Here is a 20,409-nt window from a genome sequence, read left to right on the forward strand (position 1 = left end):
ACCAGCGCCGCTTGCGCGAACGAGGATAAACCCAATGACTCCTTGAACGACGGTCCCAGCGGACTCAGCAGCGCCCACGCCCAGAAGTTCAGTGCGAACCCGACCGTCGCCACCGTCAGCATCAGGAGTGCCCGAGCCGACGTGGACTCGGAGTCGTCCGCGACCGGAACTAGTTCTGTCGCAGGTGTTTTCAGGTTCTCTTCGGCTGCGCTCATCGCCACATCCCACATCCGGTCGTGTCATCGATGCCGCCCGTTTCGACGGTACCTCGAGCATCGGCCGAACCCTGAGATCTTCAGCAGAGGCGGTGGGTTTCGACCTTGATGACCATCGTCCCTAGCCCAGTGTCGGTGGAATCGCCGCCGAATATGTCCGAATCGGTGCGATCCGATCGGCCATACCGGAGAGAACGTGCCGCCGCCTCAGTGGCGAGCGAGTTCGGCGAGATAGCCGCGCAGGGCGCGCTTGGTCTCGCGGATCAGGGCCGCGCGTTCGGGTTCGGTCGCGGCGACGATGGCGGGCATGGTCGCCCGCACGATCTGGACCGCGATGAGGGCGCCGCGGCGGCGGTCGGTGGTCGGCAGGTCGGGAAAGCGGGTGGTGATGACCGATTCGGCGCGGCCGAGGACGGCGTCCTGGAGGGGTTTGGTGCCCTGGGCGAGGGCGGGGGGCATATCGGGGTTGGTGAACAGGGCCTTGGCGCCGGGGTGGGCGAGGTTGAAGGCGATCAGCGGGTCCAGTAGGTGATCGATCAGCTCGTCGAGGGGGAGTTCGGCGAGGTCGGTGCGGTCGAAGGCGGAGGCGTGTGCGGCGCGGAAGGCGTCGACCAGTCGGGTCGAGAGGGCCTCCGCGATGGCCTCCTTGTTGGCGAAGAACTGGTAGAGCGAACCGGGGGAGACCCCGGCGCGGGTGGCGATGGCATTGGTCGAGGTCGCCTCGTAGCCGAGTTCGCCGAACAGTTCCAGTGCCGCGTCCAGGATGAGGGACATGCGCTGCCTGCCGCGCTCCTGGCGGCGGACGGAACGGGCTTCGGGCACCACACCTCCTGTTGACAAATACGAGAGACCTCTCGTAATTTCAAAAACACGAGAGCTCTCTCGTATTCGCTGAGGCTAGCAGACCGACGGAGTCCACCCATGCCTGTACTGCACCGACTAGGCACCCTTCTCGCTCATCGACCCCGGCCGGTCCTGGCCGCGGGGCTGCTGCTCACCATCGTGCTGGCGGTGATCGGCGCGGGCGCGATGGGTGCGATGATCCTGAACCGATGGGAGGCTCCCGGCACCGAATCGGTGCGCGCGCAGGAGCTCTTACAGCGCGAATTCCACACGGGCAACGCCAATTTCATTCTGCTCGTGACGGCTGTCGCGGGCGGCGTGGACGATGCCACCGTCGCCGACGCAGGGCGTGAACTCACCGCGGAGTTGCGCACCGACCCCGCTGTCGCCGATGCCTGGTCGTACTGGTCGGAGGAGGGCGACCCGACCATGCGCAGCGCGGACGGACGGCAGGCGGTGGTCCTCGCTCACGTCGCGGGCGACGCCACCACCGCGCGGGCCGAGATCGTGGATCGGCTGCTGCCCGCGTACACCAGGGCCGACGATGTCGTGCGGGTTCAGGTCGCGGGCGCGGAGGCGGCATCGGGCCAGATCAGCGCCCAGGCCGCGCAGGACTTCCTGCGCGCCGAGATGATCATCCTGCCCGTGATGCTGCTGCTGTTGCTGCTGATGTTCCGCCGCACCCGGCTCGCCCTGTGCACGCTGGGCGTCGGCGTATTCTCGGTCGTCGCCACCCTCGCCGCGCTGCGCGGGGTCGCCGCCCGCACCGACGTCTCGACCTTCGCGGCGAATATCACGCTGGTGATGGGGATCGGCCTGGGCGTGGACTACAGCCTGTTCGTCATCACCCGGTTCCGCGAGGAACTCGGCAGGGGTGCAACGGTTTCCGATGCCGTCATCACCTCGGTGCGCACCGCCGGGCGCACGGTGCTCTTCAGCGGCGCGACGGTCGCGGCGGCGCTGGCGGTGCTGCTGGTCTTCCCGTATTCGTTCCTGCGGTCGTTCGCGTACGCGGGTGTGCTGGTGGTGCTGATGGCCTGCCTCGGTGCGTTGGTGCTGCTGCCCGCGGCGCTGGCCGTGATCGGTCATCGCGCGCTGCCGCGTCGCCCCCGCGCCAGCGCCGAGACCGAGCGCGGCTTCTGGTATCGCTTCGGTGATGCGGTCATGCGCTACCCGGTGCGGTTCTCGATCGCCGGTCTGCTGCTGATCGCCGTCCTCGCCGCACCCGCGCTCGGTATGCGGATCGGCCTGCCCGATGATCGCGTGCTGCCGCCCAGTGCCTCGACCCGGCAGGCGTACGACGAACTGCGCGCCGCCTTCGCCGTCGAAGCCAATGACGCCATCCACTTCGTCGCACCGGACGGGCGGCGGGTCGGTGCGGACCGCATCGCCCGGTACGCGGTCGAGCTGTCCCGCATCGACGGTGTGGCGCAGGTGAATTCGGCCGCCGGTGTCTTCGTGGACGGCCGCGAGGTGCGCGCCGTGCCGCATCCGGAACGATTCGTCGGCGACACCGCCGCCCGGCTGGAGGCCGTTCCGCTGCGGGAGGTGCTCGCGGGCACCGACGTCCCCGGCTTCGTGGCACAGCTGCGCGCGGTCCCCGCACCGTTCGACACCGTGCTGGTCGGCGGCTATCCCGCCGAACTCACCGACTTCCGCGCGACGCTGACCGACCGCATCCCCCTGGTCGCGGTGCTCATCGCGGTGGTCACCTTCGTGCTGGTGTTTCTGATGTCGGGCAGCCTGCTGATCCCGCTGAAAGCCATTGTGCTGAACCTGCTCAGCCTGTCGGTCATGTTCGGTGCGCTGGTGTTCATATTCCAGAACGGCGCACTCGCAACGCTTCTCGGCTTCACCCCGATCGGCACCCTGGACCCCGCCTTTCCCATCCTGCTGTTCTGCGTCGCCTACGGCCTGTCCATGGACTACGAGGTGTTCCTGCTCTCCCGCATCGCCGAGCGCTACCGCGCCACCGGCGACAACCGCCGCGCCGTCCTGGAGGGCCTGCAACGCGCCGCCCCGCTGATCACCGCCGCCGCGGTCATCCTGGCCGTCTCCTTCTCGCTCTACGCCACCGGCCGCGTCATGTACCTCCAGATGCTCGGCATCGGCACGGCGGTGGCCATCATCGTCGACGCCACGCTCATCCGAGCCGTCCTGGTACCGGCCTTCATGCGCCTGGCCGGTCGCGCCAACTGGTGGGCCCCCGCACCGCTGCGAAAACTGGCCGCCCGCTTCGATTCCCATGCCGGTGACGCGCCCGCGATGCCCGCGCGGGCAGAGGTCCAGCCGTCGATGCCGGTCGGATAGGCCGATGCGGGGGCGCGGTCGGTCGTCCATCCAGGGCATCCCCAGCCCAGGTTGGGGACGCCCTGGTGGGCGGGCCGGGCACGCCGCACGATGGGGTCGAAATCTGCTCGTGCACAGCGATTCCGAGCGATGTCCGGTCGATCACCGGTAGGAGAGCGATCATATGAGCGAGATCCATAACCCCACGGACCCCTGGCCGGTGCTCCGCGAGCGCGCACAGACCGGGCAACTCGAATTCGAACCGGACGTCGCGTACGAGGCCGCCGAACTGGCCTCGGAGGTGATCGGCGAGCTGCTCGCCCTTCGGCTGGTCGCCGAACAGGTGGAGACGGACCTCCCGCTGTCGAATCTGTCGTCCGGCTCCGCCCTGGGGTCCCGATTCGCGATGAAGGGCAGTGACCTGCACCGCCTGCTCGGGCGTCATATCAACATCCTCGAAGACATGGTGGACACCTTCATCGCCGCCGGACGCAGCTACGCCGCGGCCGAGGGCGAGAACGCCGACATCTTCGACAACCTATCGGCACCACAGCGTCCCGCCGAGTTGTCCAGTCGCCCGCCGGAGACGACCCCGATCGTGGGTGCGCACGACGGCCGGTACGTGATGCCGGAAGCGGGCACCGCACACGGCATCATGCCGCCGACCGAACGCCTGGGGGCACACGACTCCTTCGATACGCCGGTGTTCGAGGTCGAGAGCGCCGCGGGCAAGACCTATGGGTATCTCTACGAGCTCGGCAACAGCATCGCCGTGTCGTCGTCGGCACAGCGAACCGCGGACTGGTCCGGCATCTGGGCGTGGATGGCGGGTCAGTTGCGGGAGACCTACACCGATTTCGTCAATCGGATGGGTTCGGTCACCGCCGAGAACTGGCGCGGTGCGGGCGGCGACGCGGCGACGACGTCGGTGCACACCTATGCGCAGAACATGTCGGCGCTGTGGGACAGCATGTACCTGGTCGGCGACAATCTCGCCTACACCTCGGGCTGGCTGGAGGCGACCCGGGTCAGCATGCCGCAGCAACCGAGCAATCCCGCCGGGGATATCGGCGATATCGACTCGGGTGGTGACATTCTCGCGGGTCAGGTGGCCACGGATCCGACCCCGCAGTATCGGCGGAATATGCGCGACACCTACATCATCGGCCTGCCCTGGTCCATGGAGAGGCTGCCCGTTCTACCCGAACCGCAGGTTTCGCTGCCCGGTATCGATCCTCCCGCACAGTCCGGTGGCTCCGGCGGCACCGGGGCGGGGGGTGCTGGTGGTGCGGCTCCCGCGGCGGCCGGTGTCGGGGCCGCGATACCCGGTTCCGTCAGCACCGGGCAGCCGGTCGTGCCGATGTCGACGCCCACTCCTCGGTACCCCGACGCCCGGGGTCTACGGCCGGGCGTGCAGGGGCAGTCCGCCACCGCGCCGCACGGTGTCACCGAGGCCGCCACCGCGCCACGCGGGGCCGACACTTCCAGCCAACTGGCCGACAGCGCACTGCGATCCGCCCAGCAGGCGCTCACCGCCGGTCAGAGCGCGTTGTCGGGCATTCCTGGTCCGGGGCGGGTGGACCCCTCGCCGATCTCGGCGCGACCCACCGATGCCGCGGTGAAGGGGCCTTCCGGCAGTTCGACGGGCGGTCGGGCCGGGGGTGGCGGGGGAGGAGCGTCCCCGGTGCGCGATCCGGCGCAGTCGGCCCGGCTGTTCCCGCGCGCCACCCCGCCGGCGGACATTCCCGCCGCGTCCACGCGCGCGGCGACGCCGATGGCCGGGATTCCGGGTACCCCGGGCGCGGCGGGTGCGCACGGCGGCACTGCGAACAAGGATGGGAGCGCGCACAAGCGGCCGGTCCATCTGGAGGGCGCCCATCATCTCGAGGAGGGCCTCGGGGCGCCGCTCATCGTCTCCCGGCCGGTGCTGGACGAATGACACCCGACTGGACCTTCGGCGATCTGGAGTTCGTGGCGCTGTGGTCGGAGCACGACGAGGACGAGCTACCGCATCCGTTCGTGTTCACCAGCCGCATCCCCCTGCATGACGACTACGTGCGTGAGCTTGCCCGGACGCGTGAGCGGTTGCGGCACAGCGTGTCGCCCGAGGTCCGTGACGTGCTGCGGATGGTGGCGCGGCCGGAAATCCGCATCGCCGTCCGCGCGGCCGACGCCCGTATTCCGAAGGATCCGGCGAGCAGTATTCGGCTGTTGGGGATTCTCCGTAGCGGGCAGGCGTACCTGCTGCGGCAGTTGCCCGGCGAAACCGTCGATCACAGCGCCGGATTCACCATTGCCGAGTGCGATCCGGCCGGACTGGCCGATGCGGTGGTGGCGGCGCTGCCGGAGGCGCCGCCGGGTCGTCGGCCACGGCTGGTGCTGGATGTGCTGTCCGACGGGTTGGATTACAGCCACGAGCGCTACCGCGCCCTGGAAACGTATGAGGACACCGAACTGGATATCGCCCGGCGGTTCGTGGCGACAGCGCCGTCGCGTGTCGGCTGGGTCGAGGTGGCGCAGGGCGTATCGGGTTTCGGTCCGCGCGGACGCGTGAGCCGTCTGCTGCGCTGGCGGGAGCTACCGGGGGACGGCCGCTATGTGATCGTCCCCGGACCGCCCACCGTGGCGCGGTCCGCGGACGCCCGGGTGTTCGCGGACATGATCGGTGCTGAGATCGCCGAGGTCGCGGCGGCTGTCATCGACGAACGCCGGTCCCTCGCGCAGCGGCCTCGCTAGGAGCGGTCGGATTCGTCCCGGGCCGCCAGGGCTTGCTGGCGTAGTCGCGCGATCTGTGCGTCGAAGCGGGTGTGACCCCAGGCCGAGCGGTTGGGGCGTGGCCGTTCGGCGCGGGTGACGGCCATCTCGGTGTTGGGCGAGCGGAATTCGGTCCGCTTGTTCGACATCATCGTCGGCCTCCGGGTTCGGTTCGACTCCACGATGGCTCGCTGTGCGGGGGGTACCCGATTTCGGCCGGGTCGAATCTTCGATCTTGTCGGTGGAATCGGCGGCCGTCTGGGACTCCGGAGCATGCCAAGTATGTGTAGGCTACCCAAAGTCGGAGGTGGGAACCCCAGCTGAGAGACCGTGCGGCCGGCGCTGGCGCGGGGCCGCCTCCGCCGCACATCGATCGGAGGACAGGCGATAATGGCGCGCAGAGGGTTTCAGGGGGCGGTGCTACGCGGCTTCGGCGTTCAGTACCACACGGCAACGGTACTCGACACCGAACAGACGACACCGCGCATGCTGCGGGTCTGGCTGAGTTCGCCCAGCCTCTTCGAGGAGATCACTCTAGAACCGACCGCCTGGTTGCGGATCTGGTTCCCGGATCCGGAGGGCTCCGACGCCGAATTCCAGCGCGGCTACACCATCGCCGAGGCGGATCTGGACACCGGGCGCTTCGCCGTGGACTTCGTCCTGCACGAACCCGCCGGTCCGGCCTCGGCCTGGGCCTGCCGGGTGCGGGGCGGGGAAATGGTCGAGGTGGCCTCGTTCGGCTCCAAGGGCTTCCCGATCCCCGAGGATCTGCCCGCCGGATATCTGCTGATCGGCGACTCCGCCTCGATTCCGGCCATCAACTCGATTCTGGCCGCCGTGCCGCCGCAGGTGGCGATCGAGGTGTACCTGGAGAAGCACCACGAGGACGACCTGCTCATTCCGCTCACCGAGCATCCGCGCGCCCGGGTGCACTGGGTGCCCCGCACCTCCGAGAACTCCCTCGCCGCCGCCCTGGAGGCCCGCGACTGGTCGAACTGGTACGCGTGGGCGGGCCCGGAGTCCAAGTCGCTCAAGCACATCCGCGCGCGCCTGAAGGACGACTTCGGCTTCCCCAAGAGCGATGTCTACGCCCAGGCGTACTGGGTGCACGGTCGGTCCATGGGCAAGGAGCGCGACGGCTCCGAGCGGGCGCAGGCCGCCGCCGAGGCGACACCGGTCGAGGAGACCGTGACGGTCATCGAACCGGCCGTCGAAACCCCGGCCGCCCCGAGCGCGCCCGCCGCCGAGACCCCCGCGGCCCCGCGCGGACGCTGGCGTTCCCAGGCGGGCAGCCGCCTGTTCGCCGATATCCGCGCCAAGCTGTGGGTCGCGGGCATCCTCCAGATCCTGGTGACCCTGGTTCAGCTCGCCCCCTTCGTGCTGCTGGTGGAACTGGCCCGGGAACTGTTGGCGGGCAGCGACGAATCGACCCTGTGGTCGGTGGGCCTGTGGGCGCTGGGCCTGTTCGCCGTCGGCGCGGTGCTGGAATCGGCCCTGCAACTGTGGCTGCACACCGTGGACGCCCGCTTCAGCCGCGATCTGCGCGGTCGTCTGCTGAGCAAGCTGGCCCGGCTGCCGCTGGGCTGGTTCACCGCCCGCGGCTCCGGCAAGATCAACAAGCTGATCACCGGCGACACCCTGTCACTGCACTACCTGGTGACCCACGCCGTCACCGACGCGGTCGCCGCGGTGGTCGCGCCGCTGGCCGTGCTGGGCTACCTGTTCTGGGTGGACTGGCGGCTGGCGCTGGTGCTGCTGATCCCGGTGCTCGGCTACGTCTTCACCATGCTGACCATGATGGCGTCCTCGGGCCCCAAGATCATGCAGTCGCAGCGCTGGGCCGAGCGCATGAACGCCGAGGCCACCTCCTACCTCGACGGCCAGCCGGTGATCCGCGTGTTCGGCGGCGCGGCCGCTTCCCCGTTCCGGCGCAGCCTCGACGAATACATCCGCTTCCTGGACAACTGGCAGCGCCCGTTCGTGGGCAAGAAGTCCGCCATGGACCTCATTACCCGCCCGGTCACGTTCCTGTGGATCATTCTCACCGTGGGCACCGCGCTCGTGGTGACCGACCGGATCGACCCGGTCGACCTGCTGCCGTTCCTGTTCCTGGGCACCACCTTCGGCTCGCGCCTGCTGGGCATCGGCTACGGCCTGTCCGGTCTGCGGGAGGGCCGCCTCGCCGCCCAGCACATTCAGGTGGCCCTGGACGAGTCCGAACTCGAGGTGCGCGGCGGCGCTACCGCGTCGGCCGAGCGGCAGCCGGGCCATGTCGAATTCGACGACGTCACCTTCGGCTACCGTCCGGGCGTCCCGGTGGTCGCGAACATCTCGCTCACCCTGGAGCCGGGCACCGTCACCGCGCTCGTCGGACCCTCCGGGGCCGGTAAGTCCACCCTGGCCGCACTGCTGGCGCGCTTCCACGACATCGAGAGCGGTTCGATTCGGGTCGGTGGCCGCGATATCACCACCTTCACCCCCGACGAGCTGTACACCCGCATCGGCTTCGTCTTCCAGGACACCCAGTTGATCCGCGGCACGGTGCGGGAGAACATCGCCCTCGCCGTCCCGGACGCCTCCGACGACGCCATCGAACGGGCCGCCCGCGACGCCCAGATCCACGAGCGCATTCTGCGGCTGCCGCAGGGCTACGAGACCCAACTCGGTTCGGGCACCACGCTGTCCGGCGGTGAGAAGCAGCGCCTCACCATCGCTCGTGCACTACTGGCCGACACCCCGGTGCTGATCCTGGACGAGGCCACCGCTTTCGCCGATCCCGAATCGGAATACCTGGTGCAGCAGGCCATCGACCGCCTGGCCGTCGGCCGCACCGTGCTGGTGATCGCGCACCGGCTGCGCACCGTCACCGCGGCCGACCGGATCGTCGTGCTGGAGTCCGGCCGCATCACCCAGACCGGCACCCACGGCGAACTGCTCGCCGCCGAAGGCCGCTACCAGCAGTTGTGGCAGGCCGGAGCCGTCGCCGCCGATGTGAAGGAGACCGTGCGATGACGCGCACCGTACTGATGCTGCTGCCCGCCGAACAGCGCGGCCTGGTGGCCCGCTACCTCGCGCTGACCGTCATCTCAACCATCCTGCGCGCCATCGCGGTGGTATTCGTGGTGCCGCTGGTCGCCGCGCTGTTCGGCGACACCCCGGCCGATGCCTGGCGCTGGGTGGCGCTGCTGACCGCCGCGGTGGCGGGTGGCTGGATCGTGGACTCCATCGCCTCCCGGGTCGGCTTCGATCTCGGCTTCACGATTCTCGACCACGCGCAGCGTGATGTCTCCACGCAGGTGGCACGGATCCCGTTGCGTTGGTTCGATGAGGACAACGCGGCCACCACCCGCCGCGCCATCGCCACCACCGGACCGGATCTGGTGGGGCTGGTCGGCTACCTGGTGACCCCGGTGATCCAGGCGATTCTGCTGCCGATCGCCATCGCGGTGGCACTGATCCCGATCGCCTGGCAGCTCGCGGTGGTCGCGCTGCTGGCGGTGCCGCTGCTGCTGGGCGCGCTGTGGGCGACCGGGCGCATCACCCGGCACGCCGATCGGGTGGCGGCCCAATCCAACAGCGCGCTCACCGAACGCATACTCGAATTCGCCCGCACCCAGGCCGCGTTGCGCGCGGCCCGGCGGGTGGAACCCGAACGCAGCCAGACCGGTGCGGCGCTGGCCGCGCAGCACGGCGCGACGGTTCGACTGCTGCTGTTGAACATTCCCGGCCAGGTGCTGTTCAGCCTGGCCAGCCAGATCGCACTGCTGCTGCTGGCCGGTACCACCGCCTGGCTGGCGGTGCGCGGCACCGTCGGCATTCCGGAGGCCATCGCGCTCATCGTGGTCGTGGTCCGCTTCCTGGAACCGTTCGCCGCCATGGGCGATCTGGCCTCCGCCGTGGAGACGAGCCGAAACGCCTTGCGCGACATCCGGACCGTCCTCGACGCGGGCGGACCGGCCGGGGCGTCGGCGGTGGAACGGGTCACCGGTGAGCCCGCCGCGGTCGAACTGCGCGGCGTCCGCTTCGGTTACGGGGATACCGCCGCGCCGGTGCTCGACGGCCTCGATATCGAATTCCGCGCCGGGCAGACCACGGCTGTCGTCGGCCCGTCCGGCTCCGGCAAGAGCACCCTGCTCGCACTGGTGTCCGGCCTCGAGACGCCCACCTCCGGCAGCGTCCGGATCGGCGGCGTCGACCGCGCGTCGGTGGACGCGGCGCACCGCCCGGCCGATACCAGCATGGTGTTCCAGCAGCCGTACCTGTTCGCGGGGACGATCCGGGAGAACGTGTTAGCGGGCAACCCCGACGCGGACGACGACCAGCTCGCCACCGCGCTGCGCCTGGCGCGGGTGGACGCCTTCGCCGACCGCCTGCCCGACGGCCTGGACACCCTCGTCGGTGATGAGGGCACCGCGCTGTCGGGCGGTGAGCGACAGCGGGTTTCGATCGCCCGCGCGCTGCTGAAGGAGTCGTCGGTGCTGCTCGTGGACGAGGGCACCAGCGCCCTCGACGCGGAGAACGAGGCCGCCGTGGTCGCCGCCATCGGTAACGATCCGCGCGGCCGCACCCGCATCGTGGTGACACACCGACTGCCCACCATCGCGGGCGCGGATCGGGTGCTGTTCCTCGAGGAGGGGCGCGTGGTGGAGGACGGTACGGTCCAGGAGCTGTTGGACGCCTCGGGGCGGTTCGCGGAGTTCTGGGCGCATCAGGAGAACGCGGCGGGCTGGCGCATCGCCGCCGCCGAACGCGTCTGAACGACAGCCGATTCGGCGACAGACGAAGGCCGCCCTGCCGGAACCTCGAGGTTCCGGCAGGGCGGCCTTTCGTATGCGCGCGCGGCTGGTCTATTCGCTTCGCGTGTCGGCGACGGACAGTCGCACCGTGCCTACCACGAAGATCACCACACACAGGATCGCGAAGTACGCCAGCGAGCCGTTCTGCCCGCCGAAGTAGCTCTCGATGGTCGCCAGCTGGCCCACGCCGAGTTCACCGTTCTTGAACGGCGAGAGCCGTTGCAGCAGCAGCCCCAGATCGCCCGGAATGAAGGTGACGAACACCTCGATGCCGAACTTCCACAGCAGCACGATCATGACGACCAGTCCCGGCTTGGGTACCAGCGCCGAGAGTCCCAGTCCCAGTGCGCAGATGAGCAGGGCGAAGACCGGCACCGCGATGAGCAGGCGCACGCCGTCGGCGGAGAACGCGTCGACCTCGCCCCAGATCTCGGGGAACAGCCGCGGGAATCCGGCGAGCAGTGCGAAGGTGGTCAGCCCGGCGGTGACGGCCGAGATCGCGCCGAACACGATCAGCTTCGCCACCGGCAGGATCCAGCGCCGCGGCTGGATCGCGAAGGCCGTTTCGGCGGTGCGGTCCTTGAATTCCGCGCTCAGCGAGGACACTCCGGCCGACATGAGGATGAAGGTGGAGAAGATGAGAATCCAGTAGGCGGCGTTGTTGGTGTCCATACCGCCCGCGCCCCGGAAGGCGTTCGACTGGGTGGCCTTGGCGATGCCGAAATTGATCGCGACCGGAATCAGCACGGCCAGCGGCACCACCGAGTACCAGACGGAGCTGCGCCACGACAGTTTCGCCAGCTCACTGCGCACGGCCTGGATCAGATAGGTGATCGTCATAGACTCGCACCTCCGGCCGCCGCGTATTCGACGCTGCCCTTGGTGATGTCGATGTACGCCGACTCCAGCCGTCGGGGCTCGGATCCCTTCGCCACCAGTTCTTCCTTGGTCGTATCGGACAGCACCGCGCCCTTGCCCATGATGACGATCCGCGTTCCGGTGATCTCCACCTCGGTGAGATTGTGCGAGGCCACCAGCAGGCATTTGCCTTCCGCCGCCAGGCCGACGACCAGCTCACGCAGCCACAGGATGCCCTCGACATCGAGGCCGTTCGCGGGCTCGTCCAGTACGACGGTCCGCGGATCACCCAGCAGGGCCGAGGCGATGCCGAGCCGCTGCAACATGCCGTAGGAGAACTTGCCGACCGGCCGCCCGGCGACCCGTTCCAGTCCGACCCGCTCCAGCGCCGCGCCGACCGTCGATGTCGGCAGCCCGCCCAGCCGTGCCTGCCACAGCAGGTGCTGGGTGGCGGTGTGCTGCGGGTTGCGGGCGAACGCGCCCAGGCTGAAACCGATCTCGCGCAGGGTGTTCGGGAAGTCGTGCAGGGTCTTGCCGTTGATGGTGATCGACCCGGAGCTCGGCCGCGCCAGCCCGGCGATCATGCGCATGACCGTGGTCTTGCCCGCGCCGTTGGGGCCGAGCAGATAGGTGATGGCCCCCGGCTCGGCCTCGAAGCTGACGTCATCCACGGCGACGGTGTCGCCGAAGCGTTTGGATACGCCGCGAACGGTGATCATAGGGGAGTCCTGAAAAGCTGTTTCACAATCGAATTCGTTTCTCTGGGGTCGCTGACATGACAAACGCGACCCCCGGATCGCGTGGACGCAATCAGGGGGTCGCGCCGGATGTCAGCGGTGGCTCAGTAGCCGAAGTTCGGGTTACCGGCGCACTGCATCGACTGGCAGATGCTCTTCCAGTCGAACTTCCACAGGCCGCCCTCGCGGATGTAGTGGTAGGTGGTGCTGGTGGCCGGGAAGCCCGCCATCAGGCCCTCGACCTGGACCGACATGGTGTTTCCGGCGACGTTCACCGGACCGAGCGCGCGGCCCTGGATGGAGAAGAAGTCCATGGTGGCGCTGTTGCTCATGACGCGCTCGAGCGCACCGCGAGCGTTGGCGCCGTTGTAGCTCACCTCGACCTTGGCGTCCATGCCGATGTTCGGGTTCCAGAACGCGGCGAACTGCTTCTCGATCTGGTGCAGGCTCGGCACGTCGGCGCGGACATAGAGGTCGGAGACCTGCGAATCGCGAATGGACACATCGGCGGCCGCGGGCTGGGCGAAGCCCAGGCCGAGAATGGCGGCGAAGACGGCGATGGCGGCGACTTTGATGAACTTTGGCATGACAGCCCTTCTCGAACAGCGTGCGAAACGTGCAGCGAGAGCACACGCTAGCCAGGCAAATTAGGCAAGTCAATCCTAAGTCGGGCGTGGCCGCCGAAGTGTGAGGTCTCCCAAAGTGATTGGTGTGGAGCGAGGCGGGTCACACCCGCGCTCGCGATAAGTTAGTCTAGCCTTGCCTAACAAGCGAACGGAAGGATGCACGGTGTCGACCGAACCCGCCATACAGGTCGTCGATCTGGTCAAGACATACGGCGAGGTCTCGGCGTTGCAGGGGATATCGTTCGAGGTGGCGCCCGGCGAGGTGCTCGGCCTGCTCGGCCCCAACGGCAGCGGCAAGACCACGACCGTCACACTGCTGTCCACGCTGCAGCGGCCGTCCTCGGGCCAGGCCCGCATCTGCGGGCGCGACGTGGTCGCCGACGCGGCGCGGGTGCGCGAGCTGATCTCGCTCACCGGGCAGTACGCCGCCCTGGACTCCGGGCTCACCACCGTGGAGAACCTGGCCGTCTTCGGCAAGCTCACGGGTCTGCGCGGACATGCGCTGCGGGTCCGGATCGACGAACTCGTCGAGCAATTCGATCTGGCGGCGGTGCGGGATCGGCGGGTCGGGGCGCTCTCCGGCGGTATGCAGCGGCGCGTGGACATCGCCAGCGCGCTGGTCACCCGCCCGGAGGTGCTGTTCCTGGACGAGCCGACCACGGGGCTGGATCCGCGCAGCCGTGCCGCCGTGTGGGATACCGTCTCCGGACTGCGCGGCGAGGGCATCACGGTGCTGCTCACCACGCAGTACCTGGAGGAGGCCGACCGGCTCGCCGACCACATCGTCATGCTCAACCGCGGCTCGGTGGTCGCCGCCGGTACGCCCGGTCAGCTGAAACAGCAGGTCGGCGCGGCCGTCTGCGAGGTGACCCTGATCGAGCGCGCCGACACCGCGCGAGTGCTGTCCCTGCTCGACGGCTTCGAACTGGTCGACGCCCCCGCGGACGGGACCGCCGGCACCGTGCACCCCCGCCTGGTGGTCCGGGCCCCCGAGGGCATGGACACCGTGTCCGATGTGATCGCGCGGCTGCGCGGTGAGCGGATCGAGGTGGTGGATATCGGGCTGCGGCAGCCGTCGCTGGACGAGGTGTTCCTGCAACTCACGGAGAAGCACTGATGTCGTCGACCACCCTTACGCCCGTCTCCGCCACCCCGGCGCGCGGCGGCTCCATCGCCCGTGCCTCGGTGGGGTTGGGCGCGGCCACCGCCACCCTGGCCCGGCAGAAGATCGTGGCCGCGATCCGTTCCGGCGACGCGATTTTCGCCGTCTTCGGGCCGGTCGTGTTCTTCGTCTGCTTCTACGTGCCGCTGCATCGGCAGTTCGAACTGGGCGGCGGCGACTACGCGCAGTTCCTCACCCCGATCATCCTGTTACAGGCCGGGCTGTTCACCGCCATCACCGCCACCGAGACCGCCGGGCACGACGCCCGCGCCGGGGTGCACGAACGCACGATGTCGCTGCCCATCCCGCGCGTCACCCCGTTCCTGGGCCGCATGGCGTGGGTGGTGGTGCGCATGCTGCTGGCGCTGGCCGGTGGCGTCGGCATCGGCTCCTCGTTGGGCTTCCGATTCCACGGAACTGCGTGGCACACAGTGGCTTTCCTGGCGCTGGTGGTGATCTTCGGGCTGGCGCTGAGCATGCTCACCGACGCGGTCGGCACGGTCGCGCGCAATTCGGTGTCCGTTGCCAGCATTCTCATGATCCCGCAGCTGATCCTGGTGATGGCCTCCACGGGACTCGTTCCGGCGGAAGGGTTTCCGGACTGGGCGCAGCCGTTCGTCCGCAATCAGCCCATGTCGGTGTTCGCCGATGCGCTGCGCGCGCTGGCGAGCGGGACCGGGATCGAGTTGACGGCCGCTCTCAGCTGGGCGGCGGCGCTGCTCACCGCGGGCGGGGTCGCGATTGTCGCGGCGGGTCGAGCGCAGGTGAGCCGATGAATCAGGAAGCCATGACAGCAACCGAGTCCGCGCCCACCGCACAGGAGTCCGACGATATGACCGCCACCTGGCCGTCGCGGCAGGCCGTTCCGCTGCTGCGGCAGTCGCTCGTACACGCGGGCGCACTGCTGCGGTCGTGGTCGCGTGATCCGGGAATCGTGGTGCAGTCGTTGGTCTTTCCCGCCTTCATGCTGCTGATGTTCCAGCTGGTGCTGGGCAAGACGGTGACCGCCATGGGCGGCGGGGACAGCGTGTACGGCAATACCGGTCTGGTGGCGCTGGTGGGGGCGCTGTTCGGCACCCTCGCCACGGCGATCAGCCTGATCGCCGAACGCGATTCCGGCCTGCTGGCGCGCACCTGGACGCTGCCGGTGCCGCGCGCGGGCTTCATCGCCGGGCGGCTGCTCGCCGAGGCGCTGCGCACCGGCATCGCCACCGTGGTGTTGTTCGCCGTGGCGGTGCCGCTGGGCTTCCGCTTCGAGCACGGGATCGCCGCCGCCGTCGGCGCGGTGCTGGTGCCGATGGTGTTCGCGGTCGGCATCGCGGTGCCGGTGATCGCCATGGCCACGGTGGCGTCGGGACGGCAGGCCGTGCAGCAGTTGGGCGGGTTGTTCCTGCTGCTGCTGTTCTTCAACGGCGGCTTCGCTCCGGTCTCGGAATATCCGGGCTGGTTGCAGCCGGTGGTGCGGCATCAGCCGATGACCCCGGCGGTGGACGCCGTGCGCGGCCTGACCGAGAGCGGTGCGGTGGCGAAACCGCTCGTCCTCACGGTGGTCTGGACCATCGGGCTGATCGTCGTGTTCGGTCCGCTGGCGGCACGGGGGTACCGCCACGCCGCCGAGCAGCGCCGCTGAACCGATACGGCAGGGGCCGGAAAACCGATACGGCAGGGGCCGGAAAACCGAAACGGCAGGGGCCGGAACACCGAAACGGCAGGGGCCGGAACGCGAATCGCGTTCCGGCCCCTGCTCGTTTGCCTGCGCGGTCTCAGGCCGGGATCAGGCTGGTCGCCAGCGAGCGGCGCAGCTTGCCCGACGGGGTCTTCGGCAGCGCCCCCTTCGTCACAATGGTGACCACGGCGGGCGCGATGCCGACATCGTCGTATACCGCGCGCGCCACCTCCTTGCGAATCCGTTCGGCCGCATCGGCATCGGCGGCCGCATCGGATTCGGCGATGACCGCGATGCCCTCGCGGGCCATGGAGGGCAGTCGCACCGCCACCGCCGCCACACCACCGGGACGCACGCCGGACACGGTGCCCGCCGCGCGCTCGACCACGGTCGGCGCGATATTGCGGCCCGCGACGATGATGACGTCCTTCTTCCGGCCGGTGACCACGACCTCACCGCTCTCGGTGACATAGCCGAGATCGCCGGTGGACAGCCAGCCTTCGGCGTCGACGGCCGACGCGTACCCGTCCGGTCCGAGGTAGCGGGTGGTGACGGCGTCGCCGCGCACCAGAATGCTGCCGATGCGGTCGGCGGGCAGCACGGTGCCGCGCTCGTCGACCACGCGCAGTTCGATCCCCGGTACTGGTGCGCCCAGTTTGGCCAGGGACCGCGGCCGCTCGATGCCGTCCCGGCGCGCGACGCCGTCGCGCTCGGCCACCTCGCCGTCGATGACATCCACCGAGAACACCTCGTCAACCGGGGCGAACGACACCGCGAGGGTGGTCTCGGCCATGCCGTAGGCGGGCATGACGGCCTCCGGTCGCAGGCCGAAACGTGCTGCCTGGGTGACGAATTCGTCGAGAGTGCTCTCGTCGATGACCTCCGCGCCGTTCACCGCGACCCGCAGCGTCGACAGGTCGTAAGCGCCCTCGGGGGCGCGCTTGAGCCGCCGGGCGAGCAGCGAGTACGCGAAATTCGGTGCGGCGGTGTAGGTGCCGCCGAATCGGGTGATGTACTCGGCCCACTTCAGTGGGCTCTTCAGGAAGGCCAGCGGGGTGGTGATCACCGTGGTCGCCTGCGCGAGCATGGGCGTGAGCATCATGCCCACCATGCCCATATCGTGATAGAGCGGCAGCCAACTCACCACCACGTCGCTCTCGGGCCGGAATCCCGCCGCGGCGACCATGGCGTGCTGGTTCTGCCGCACATTGCCGTGCGAGATGGCGACGGCCTTCGGGACACCGGTGGTGCCGGAGGTCAGCTGGAGAATCGCGATATCGTCCTCGGCGGTGGGCACCGGCCCCACCTCGGTGGCGGCCGCCAGTTCTTCGACCGACACGATGGGCGCGCCCAGATCCAGATCGCGCACGGCGGCCGTGAACGGCTCGCCGACCGCGATCACCGCCGCGCCGAGCATGGCCACCACGGCGCGGGTGTCGGCCACCCAGGTTTCCAGATTGGTGCGCGGCGTCGGCTGGTGCAGCATGGTGAAGGCCGCGCCGCGCAGCCAGGTGGCCTGCACCAGGGCCGCCACATCGGCGGGCGCACCGGCGAGAATGGCGACCGACCCGCCGTGTTCGACGCCCGCGTTCGCCAGGCCGCCCGCGATCCGGCGGGCGCGCGAGCGCACCTGCTCCCAGCTGTGGAAAGCCAATTCCGTTGTGTCGCTTCCACTCCACAGGCCGGTGGTGGTGGATGCGGGCTGCTCGAACAGCAGCTCGGTGACTGTGCTCATAACTCTTCCGGTCTCTTCCCGGCTCATGCCGACGGCGCTGCCTCGCGCAGCACGCGGTCGAAGTTCTCTACGAAGGTCGCGGCGTAACCCGCGGGCAGGGCGGCCGGGTCGGTGACGACGCCGAACGAGGTGCGATTGCCCAGAATCAGGGAGGTCACCGAGAACGAGTACCCGGCCAGCGGCGACAGCGGCGTCAGTTCGGCGATGCGCCGGCCGAGCACCGCGCGAATCCGGGAGAAGCCCGGATTGATGCCGATGTGGATATCCGGACTCATATGCGCCATCGCCGCATGCGCGATGACCCGCTGCACCGGCCAGGGCAGCGCGGGTCCACCGTCGGGTGCGGCCGAGGTCAGTTCCGGCCGTCGCCGCTCGATGGTCGCCAATTCGCTGCGGCAGCGCTCGATCTGGCGACCCAGATCGGGTTCGTTGCCGAGCAGGTTCAGCGGCGTGACGATGACCGCGTTGCCGGTGTGCCGGAACTCCGGATCGTTGGTCACCGGCAGGGTCACCCGCAGCGTCTGTGCCGGGGCGCCGGGCGGGATGGTGCTGAGGGTGCGCCCGACGGCGGCGAGCACGAACTCCTGCACCGTCGCATCGTGTTTCTTGGCGGCGCGGCGCAGTTCCCGGGTCGAGATGCCGGTCGTCGCGACCTCGCGGCGGCCGTTCTTGGTCAGCTTGGGCCAGCCGCGGCCCGTGCGCCCGGCGGCCCACTGGTCGTTGAAGGCGGCCTTGGACTCCTTCAGCACCTCCGGCTCGACGGGCGGGGTGCGGAAGCGCGGGCTGGTGGCGAAACGCTCGAACTCCGACAGGTCGTCGGCGGTGCCGTCGGCCAGTAGCGCGGCGAAGGCGGCCCCGGCGATGCCGTCGGACAGCGCGTGGTGCACCCGCAGCAGTATGCGCTGCGCGCCGTCACCGCGCGGTGTCAGCAGCGTGATGTGCCATAGCGGCTCGGGACGGGGCAGCGGCGTCTCCATCAGCGTGGCCAGCTGCCGTCGCAGGTCGGCCTGATCGGTGAAGTCGCCGCCGGTGAGGTGCCGGGTGAGGTCCGGCCGGTCGGTCAACACGACGCGCGGTGGGCGCCAACGGCCTTCGGCGATGCCGACCCGGAAGATGTCGAACAGGCCGATGCGCTCGGCCACCCGGTCCCGGATGGCGTCGAGGGTGAGCCGTTCCCCGGCCGCCTCCAGTTCGAGCAGCATCGCCCAGTGCATGGGGCGACCCTTCGCGTCCAGGTGCAGGTAGGTGTGGTCGGGCGGGGCCAGTTCGATGGGTGCGCTGGCGTTGGTCATGGCAGTTCCACCTGGTTCTCGAACATCGTCCGGTATCGCGCGGTATCGGGTTTCATGGCCGCGGCCACCAGCTCCCACAGGATTTCGTCGGTGCCGCCGCCGACGCGGGCCAGTTTCATATCCCGCCACCAGCGTCCGATCGGCAGTCCGGTCTCCAGATAGCCGATGCCGCCGAAGATGTGCAGGCACTGCGACGCCACCTCCTCACCGAGGTTGGCGGCGGTGGCCTTGAGCGCGGCGGCGGTGCGCAGGTTGATCTTTCCTTCCGCCGCGACCCCCGCGAGGGCGTAGCGCAGCATGTCGACCCGCGATTGCAGGTCGGCCAGCCGCAGCCGCAACGCCTGGTGGTCGTAGAGGCGCTTGCCGAACTGGGTCCGGTCCATCATGCGGGCCAGCGTGACGCCGAGCATGACCTCGCAGGCCCCGGCGATCTGTCCGGCCACCGAGAAGCGCTCGTGCGCCAGACCCCAGCTGATCATGGCGAGACCCGTGCCCGGACGACCGATGAGCGCTTCCGCGGGCACCCAGGTGTCGATGGTGACCGCGGCGGTGTCCAGCGGTCCCGCCCCCAGCTTCTCGTACGGGGTGGCGATCTGGACCTGTGCGGTGGGCACGATCGCCAGGGCCACATTGCCGTGTTCGGCCGACGAGCCGTCCCCGGCGCTGCGGCACACCACCATGATCTGGTCGGCGATGGGTGAGAGCGAGACGAACTTCTTGTGGCCGACCACCCGGTAGCCGTCGCCCTCGGGTTCGAGCATGGTGCGGGCGATCTGGAGATCGGAGCCGCCGGATTCCTCCGACGCCGCGATGCACAGCACCGCCTGGGTCTCGATGGCCCGGTCGGCCAGTTCCCGCTGAAAATCGTTGCGTCCGAACCGCCGCAGGATGGCGATGGCCGAATCGTGCAGGCTCACACCGACTCCGATGCCCGCCGAGTTCAGCGCGCCCAAGCGCTGCGCCAGGGCGAAATGCTTGCCGAGGTCGGTGAGCTTGCGGTCTTCCCACTTGCGGGCGAAGACGCCCTCCTTGCCGAGATGCTCGAGCAGCACCCGGGGGAACTTCTTGTCCTGCTCGGCCGCTTCGGTCCAGGCGACCACCTGATCGTCGAAGACGCGGTCGAGTAGTTCCTCGTAGGTCTCCGGTGCGGTCGTCACGGTCACGATCCGACCTTGGAGCGGATGAGGTCTTCCAGATCGCCCACCGACGCGGCCTGCGACATCTCCCGCTCGGTCAGCTTCACGCCGAGCCGCTCCTCGATGGCGACCACGCCGATGGCGAAGGCCACCGAGTCGACGCCGAGATCCTCGATCAGCAGCGACGAGCGGGTGACATCGGCCAGGGACAGATCGAGGTCTTCTTCGAGAATGCTGTTCAGCGCGTCACTGATGTGGTCGGACATGTCGAAACTCCTTGGGAACAGAAGAGAATGGGTA

General features: G+C 69.2%; 17 protein-coding genes and 1 pseudogene. 8 read left to right on the top strand and 10 right to left on the bottom strand.

Annotated elements, in window-relative coordinates; all coding sequences use genetic code 11:
* Both ON31_RS07670 and ON31_RS07675 read right to left on the bottom strand, forming a co-directional pair.
* Window positions 1-215, bottom strand: a pseudogene (locus ON31_RS07670) (MFS transporter); the annotation flags it as partial.
* Window positions 216-422: 207 nt separating this feature from the next.
* A complete protein-coding gene (locus ON31_RS07675) occupies window positions 423-1,037 on the bottom strand; it encodes a TetR/AcrR family transcriptional regulator (protein ID WP_218007294.1) in 615 nt (204 codons plus the stop codon).
* A gap of 99 nt (window positions 1,038-1,136) precedes the next feature.
* On the opposite strand from ON31_RS07675, the gene ON31_RS07680 reads away from it, so the two are divergent.
* The 3 genes from ON31_RS07680 to ON31_RS07690 all read left to right on the top strand — a co-directional run bounded on the left by ON31_RS07680 (window position 1,137) and on the right by ON31_RS07690 (window position 6,083).
* Window positions 1,137-3,368 carry an MMPL family transporter gene (locus tag ON31_RS07680; RefSeq protein WP_063821447.1) on the top strand — a complete coding sequence of 744 codons (2,232 nt, stop codon included), beginning with the start codon at window positions 1,137-1,139 and terminating at the stop codon, window positions 3,366-3,368.
* Window positions 3,369-3,531: 163 nt separating this feature from the next.
* Window positions 3,532-5,286 (top strand): hypothetical protein, encoded by a 1,755-nt coding sequence (locus tag ON31_RS07685; protein WP_039810897.1) that lies wholly within the window; start codon window positions 3,532-3,534, stop codon window positions 5,284-5,286.
* Window positions 5,283-6,083, top strand: a complete 801-nt coding sequence (locus ON31_RS07690) for an ESX secretion-associated protein EspG (protein ID WP_051036967.1) — start codon at window positions 5,283-5,285, stop codon at window positions 6,081-6,083. The genes ON31_RS07685 and ON31_RS07690 overlap by 4 nt, the downstream gene beginning before the upstream one ends.
* Here the strand turns inward: ON31_RS07690 and ON31_RS36550 are convergent.
* Window positions 6,080-6,253: a hypothetical protein gene (locus ON31_RS36550; RefSeq protein WP_157533610.1), complete on the bottom strand. Its 174-nt coding sequence runs from the start codon at window positions 6,251-6,253 to the stop codon at window positions 6,080-6,082. The genes ON31_RS07690 and ON31_RS36550 overlap by 4 nt on opposite strands.
* 238 nt (window positions 6,254-6,491) lie before the next feature.
* Here ON31_RS36550 and ON31_RS07695 point away from each other — a divergent pair, with 238 nt between their 5' ends.
* The gene (locus ON31_RS07695; RefSeq protein ID WP_039810899.1) at window positions 6,492-9,113 is read left to right on the top strand and encodes an ABC transporter ATP-binding protein/permease; all 2,622 of its coding nucleotides are present in this window, start codon (window positions 6,492-6,494) and stop codon (window positions 9,111-9,113) included.
* A complete protein-coding gene (locus ON31_RS07700) occupies window positions 9,110-10,858 on the top strand; it encodes an ABC transporter ATP-binding protein (RefSeq protein ID WP_039810901.1) in 1,749 nt (582 codons plus the stop codon). Before ON31_RS07695 ends, ON31_RS07700 begins: the two co-directional genes overlap by 4 nt.
* A 90-nt stretch (window positions 10,859-10,948) precedes the next feature.
* Here ON31_RS07700 and ON31_RS07705 read toward each other — a convergent pair whose 3' ends face one another.
* From ON31_RS07705 to ON31_RS07715, 3 genes are all read right to left on the bottom strand, one after another.
* Entirely contained in the window at window positions 10,949-11,737 is a 789-nt protein-coding gene (locus tag ON31_RS07705) for an ABC transporter permease (RefSeq protein WP_081592286.1), read from the bottom strand.
* Complete coding sequence (locus ON31_RS07710) at window positions 11,734-12,474, bottom strand: ABC transporter ATP-binding protein (protein WP_039810904.1); 741 nt, start codon at window positions 12,472-12,474, stop codon at window positions 11,734-11,736. Before ON31_RS07710 ends, ON31_RS07705 begins: the two co-directional genes overlap by 4 nt.
* A gap of 122 nt (window positions 12,475-12,596) precedes the next feature.
* The gene (locus ON31_RS07715) at window positions 12,597-13,079 is read right to left on the bottom strand and encodes an MTB12 C-terminal domain-containing protein (RefSeq protein WP_029926745.1); all 483 of its coding nucleotides are present in this window, start codon (window positions 13,077-13,079) and stop codon (window positions 12,597-12,599) included.
* Between the two features lie 202 nt (window positions 13,080-13,281).
* Between ON31_RS07715 and ON31_RS07720 the strand changes: the two genes are divergently transcribed.
* The 3 genes from ON31_RS07720 to ON31_RS07730 are packed head-to-tail and all read left to right on the top strand — an operon-like array spanning window position 13,282 to window position 15,910.
* On the top strand, window positions 13,282-14,235 hold the full coding sequence (locus tag ON31_RS07720) for a daunorubicin resistance protein DrrA family ABC transporter ATP-binding protein (RefSeq protein WP_039810920.1): 954 nt from the start codon (window positions 13,282-13,284) through the stop codon (window positions 14,233-14,235).
* The gene (locus ON31_RS07725) at window positions 14,235-15,056 is read left to right on the top strand and encodes an ABC transporter permease (protein ID WP_039810923.1); all 822 of its coding nucleotides are present in this window, start codon (window positions 14,235-14,237) and stop codon (window positions 15,054-15,056) included. Before ON31_RS07720 ends, ON31_RS07725 begins: the two co-directional genes overlap by 1 nt.
* A gap of 11 nt (window positions 15,057-15,067) precedes the next feature.
* Window positions 15,068-15,910: an ABC transporter permease gene (locus ON31_RS07730; RefSeq protein ID WP_081592292.1), complete on the top strand. Its 843-nt coding sequence runs from the start codon at window positions 15,068-15,070 to the stop codon at window positions 15,908-15,910.
* Window positions 15,911-16,043: 133 nt separating this feature from the next.
* Here ON31_RS07730 and ON31_RS07735 read toward each other — a convergent pair whose 3' ends face one another.
* Genes ON31_RS07735 through ON31_RS07750 form a run of 4 tightly spaced genes read right to left on the bottom strand, consistent with a single transcriptional unit; the run spans window position 16,044 to window position 20,375 of the window.
* Window positions 16,044-17,681 (bottom strand): long-chain-fatty-acid--CoA ligase, encoded by a 1,638-nt coding sequence (locus tag ON31_RS07735; protein ID WP_039810925.1) that lies wholly within the window; start codon window positions 17,679-17,681, stop codon window positions 16,044-16,046.
* A gap of 23 nt (window positions 17,682-17,704) precedes the next feature.
* Window positions 17,705-18,973 carry a wax ester/triacylglycerol synthase domain-containing protein gene (locus ON31_RS07740; protein ID WP_039810928.1) on the bottom strand — a complete coding sequence of 423 codons (1,269 nt, stop codon included), beginning with the start codon at window positions 18,971-18,973 and terminating at the stop codon, window positions 17,705-17,707.
* A complete protein-coding gene (locus ON31_RS07745; protein ID WP_370450455.1) occupies window positions 18,970-20,139 on the bottom strand; it encodes an acyl-CoA dehydrogenase family protein in 1,170 nt (389 codons plus the stop codon). Before ON31_RS07745 ends, ON31_RS07740 begins: the two co-directional genes overlap by 4 nt.
* A complete protein-coding gene (locus ON31_RS07750; RefSeq protein ID WP_039810932.1) occupies window positions 20,133-20,375 on the bottom strand; it encodes an acyl carrier protein in 243 nt (80 codons plus the stop codon). Before ON31_RS07750 ends, ON31_RS07745 begins: the two co-directional genes overlap by 7 nt.
* Window positions 20,376-20,409: the final 34 nt, after the last annotated feature.

This window comes from Nocardia otitidiscaviarum NBRC 14405, assembly GCF_000308635.1.
GTDB classification, from domain to species: Bacteria; Actinomycetota; Actinomycetes; order Mycobacteriales; family Mycobacteriaceae; genus Nocardia; species Nocardia otitidiscaviarum.

Coding starts and splice junctions, on each gene's coding strand:
- ON31_RS07685 (WP_039810897.1), top strand. CDS start 3,532: ATGAGCGAGATCCATAACCCCACGGACCCCTGGCCGGTGCTCCGCGAG.
- ON31_RS36550 (WP_157533610.1), bottom strand. CDS start 6,253: ATGATGTCGAACAAGCGGACCGAATTCCGCTCGCCCAACACCGAGATG.
- ON31_RS07690 (WP_051036967.1), top strand. CDS start 5,283: ATGACACCCGACTGGACCTTCGGCGATCTGGAGTTCGTGGCGCTGTGG.
- ON31_RS07730 (WP_081592292.1), top strand. CDS start 15,068: ATGACAGCAACCGAGTCCGCGCCCACCGCACAGGAGTCCGACGATATG.
- ON31_RS07680 (WP_063821447.1), top strand. CDS start 1,137: ATGCCTGTACTGCACCGACTAGGCACCCTTCTCGCTCATCGACCCCGG.
- ON31_RS07750 (WP_039810932.1), bottom strand. CDS start 20,375: ATGTCCGACCACATCAGTGACGCGCTGAACAGCATTCTCGAAGAAGAC.
- ON31_RS07700 (WP_039810901.1), top strand. CDS start 9,110: ATGACGCGCACCGTACTGATGCTGCTGCCCGCCGAACAGCGCGGCCTG.
- ON31_RS07695 (WP_039810899.1), top strand. CDS start 6,492: ATGGCGCGCAGAGGGTTTCAGGGGGCGGTGCTACGCGGCTTCGGCGTT.
- ON31_RS07705 (WP_081592286.1), bottom strand. CDS start 11,737: ATGACGATCACCTATCTGATCCAGGCCGTGCGCAGTGAGCTGGCGAAA.
- ON31_RS07740 (WP_039810928.1), bottom strand. CDS start 18,973: ATGACCAACGCCAGCGCACCCATCGAACTGGCCCCGCCCGACCACACC.
- ON31_RS07725 (WP_039810923.1), top strand. CDS start 14,235: ATGTCGTCGACCACCCTTACGCCCGTCTCCGCCACCCCGGCGCGCGGC.
- ON31_RS07710 (WP_039810904.1), bottom strand. CDS start 12,474: ATGATCACCGTTCGCGGCGTATCCAAACGCTTCGGCGACACCGTCGCC.
- ON31_RS07735 (WP_039810925.1), bottom strand. CDS start 17,681: ATGAGCACAGTCACCGAGCTGCTGTTCGAGCAGCCCGCATCCACCACC.
- ON31_RS07715 (WP_029926745.1), bottom strand. CDS start 13,079: ATGCCAAAGTTCATCAAAGTCGCCGCCATCGCCGTCTTCGCCGCCATT.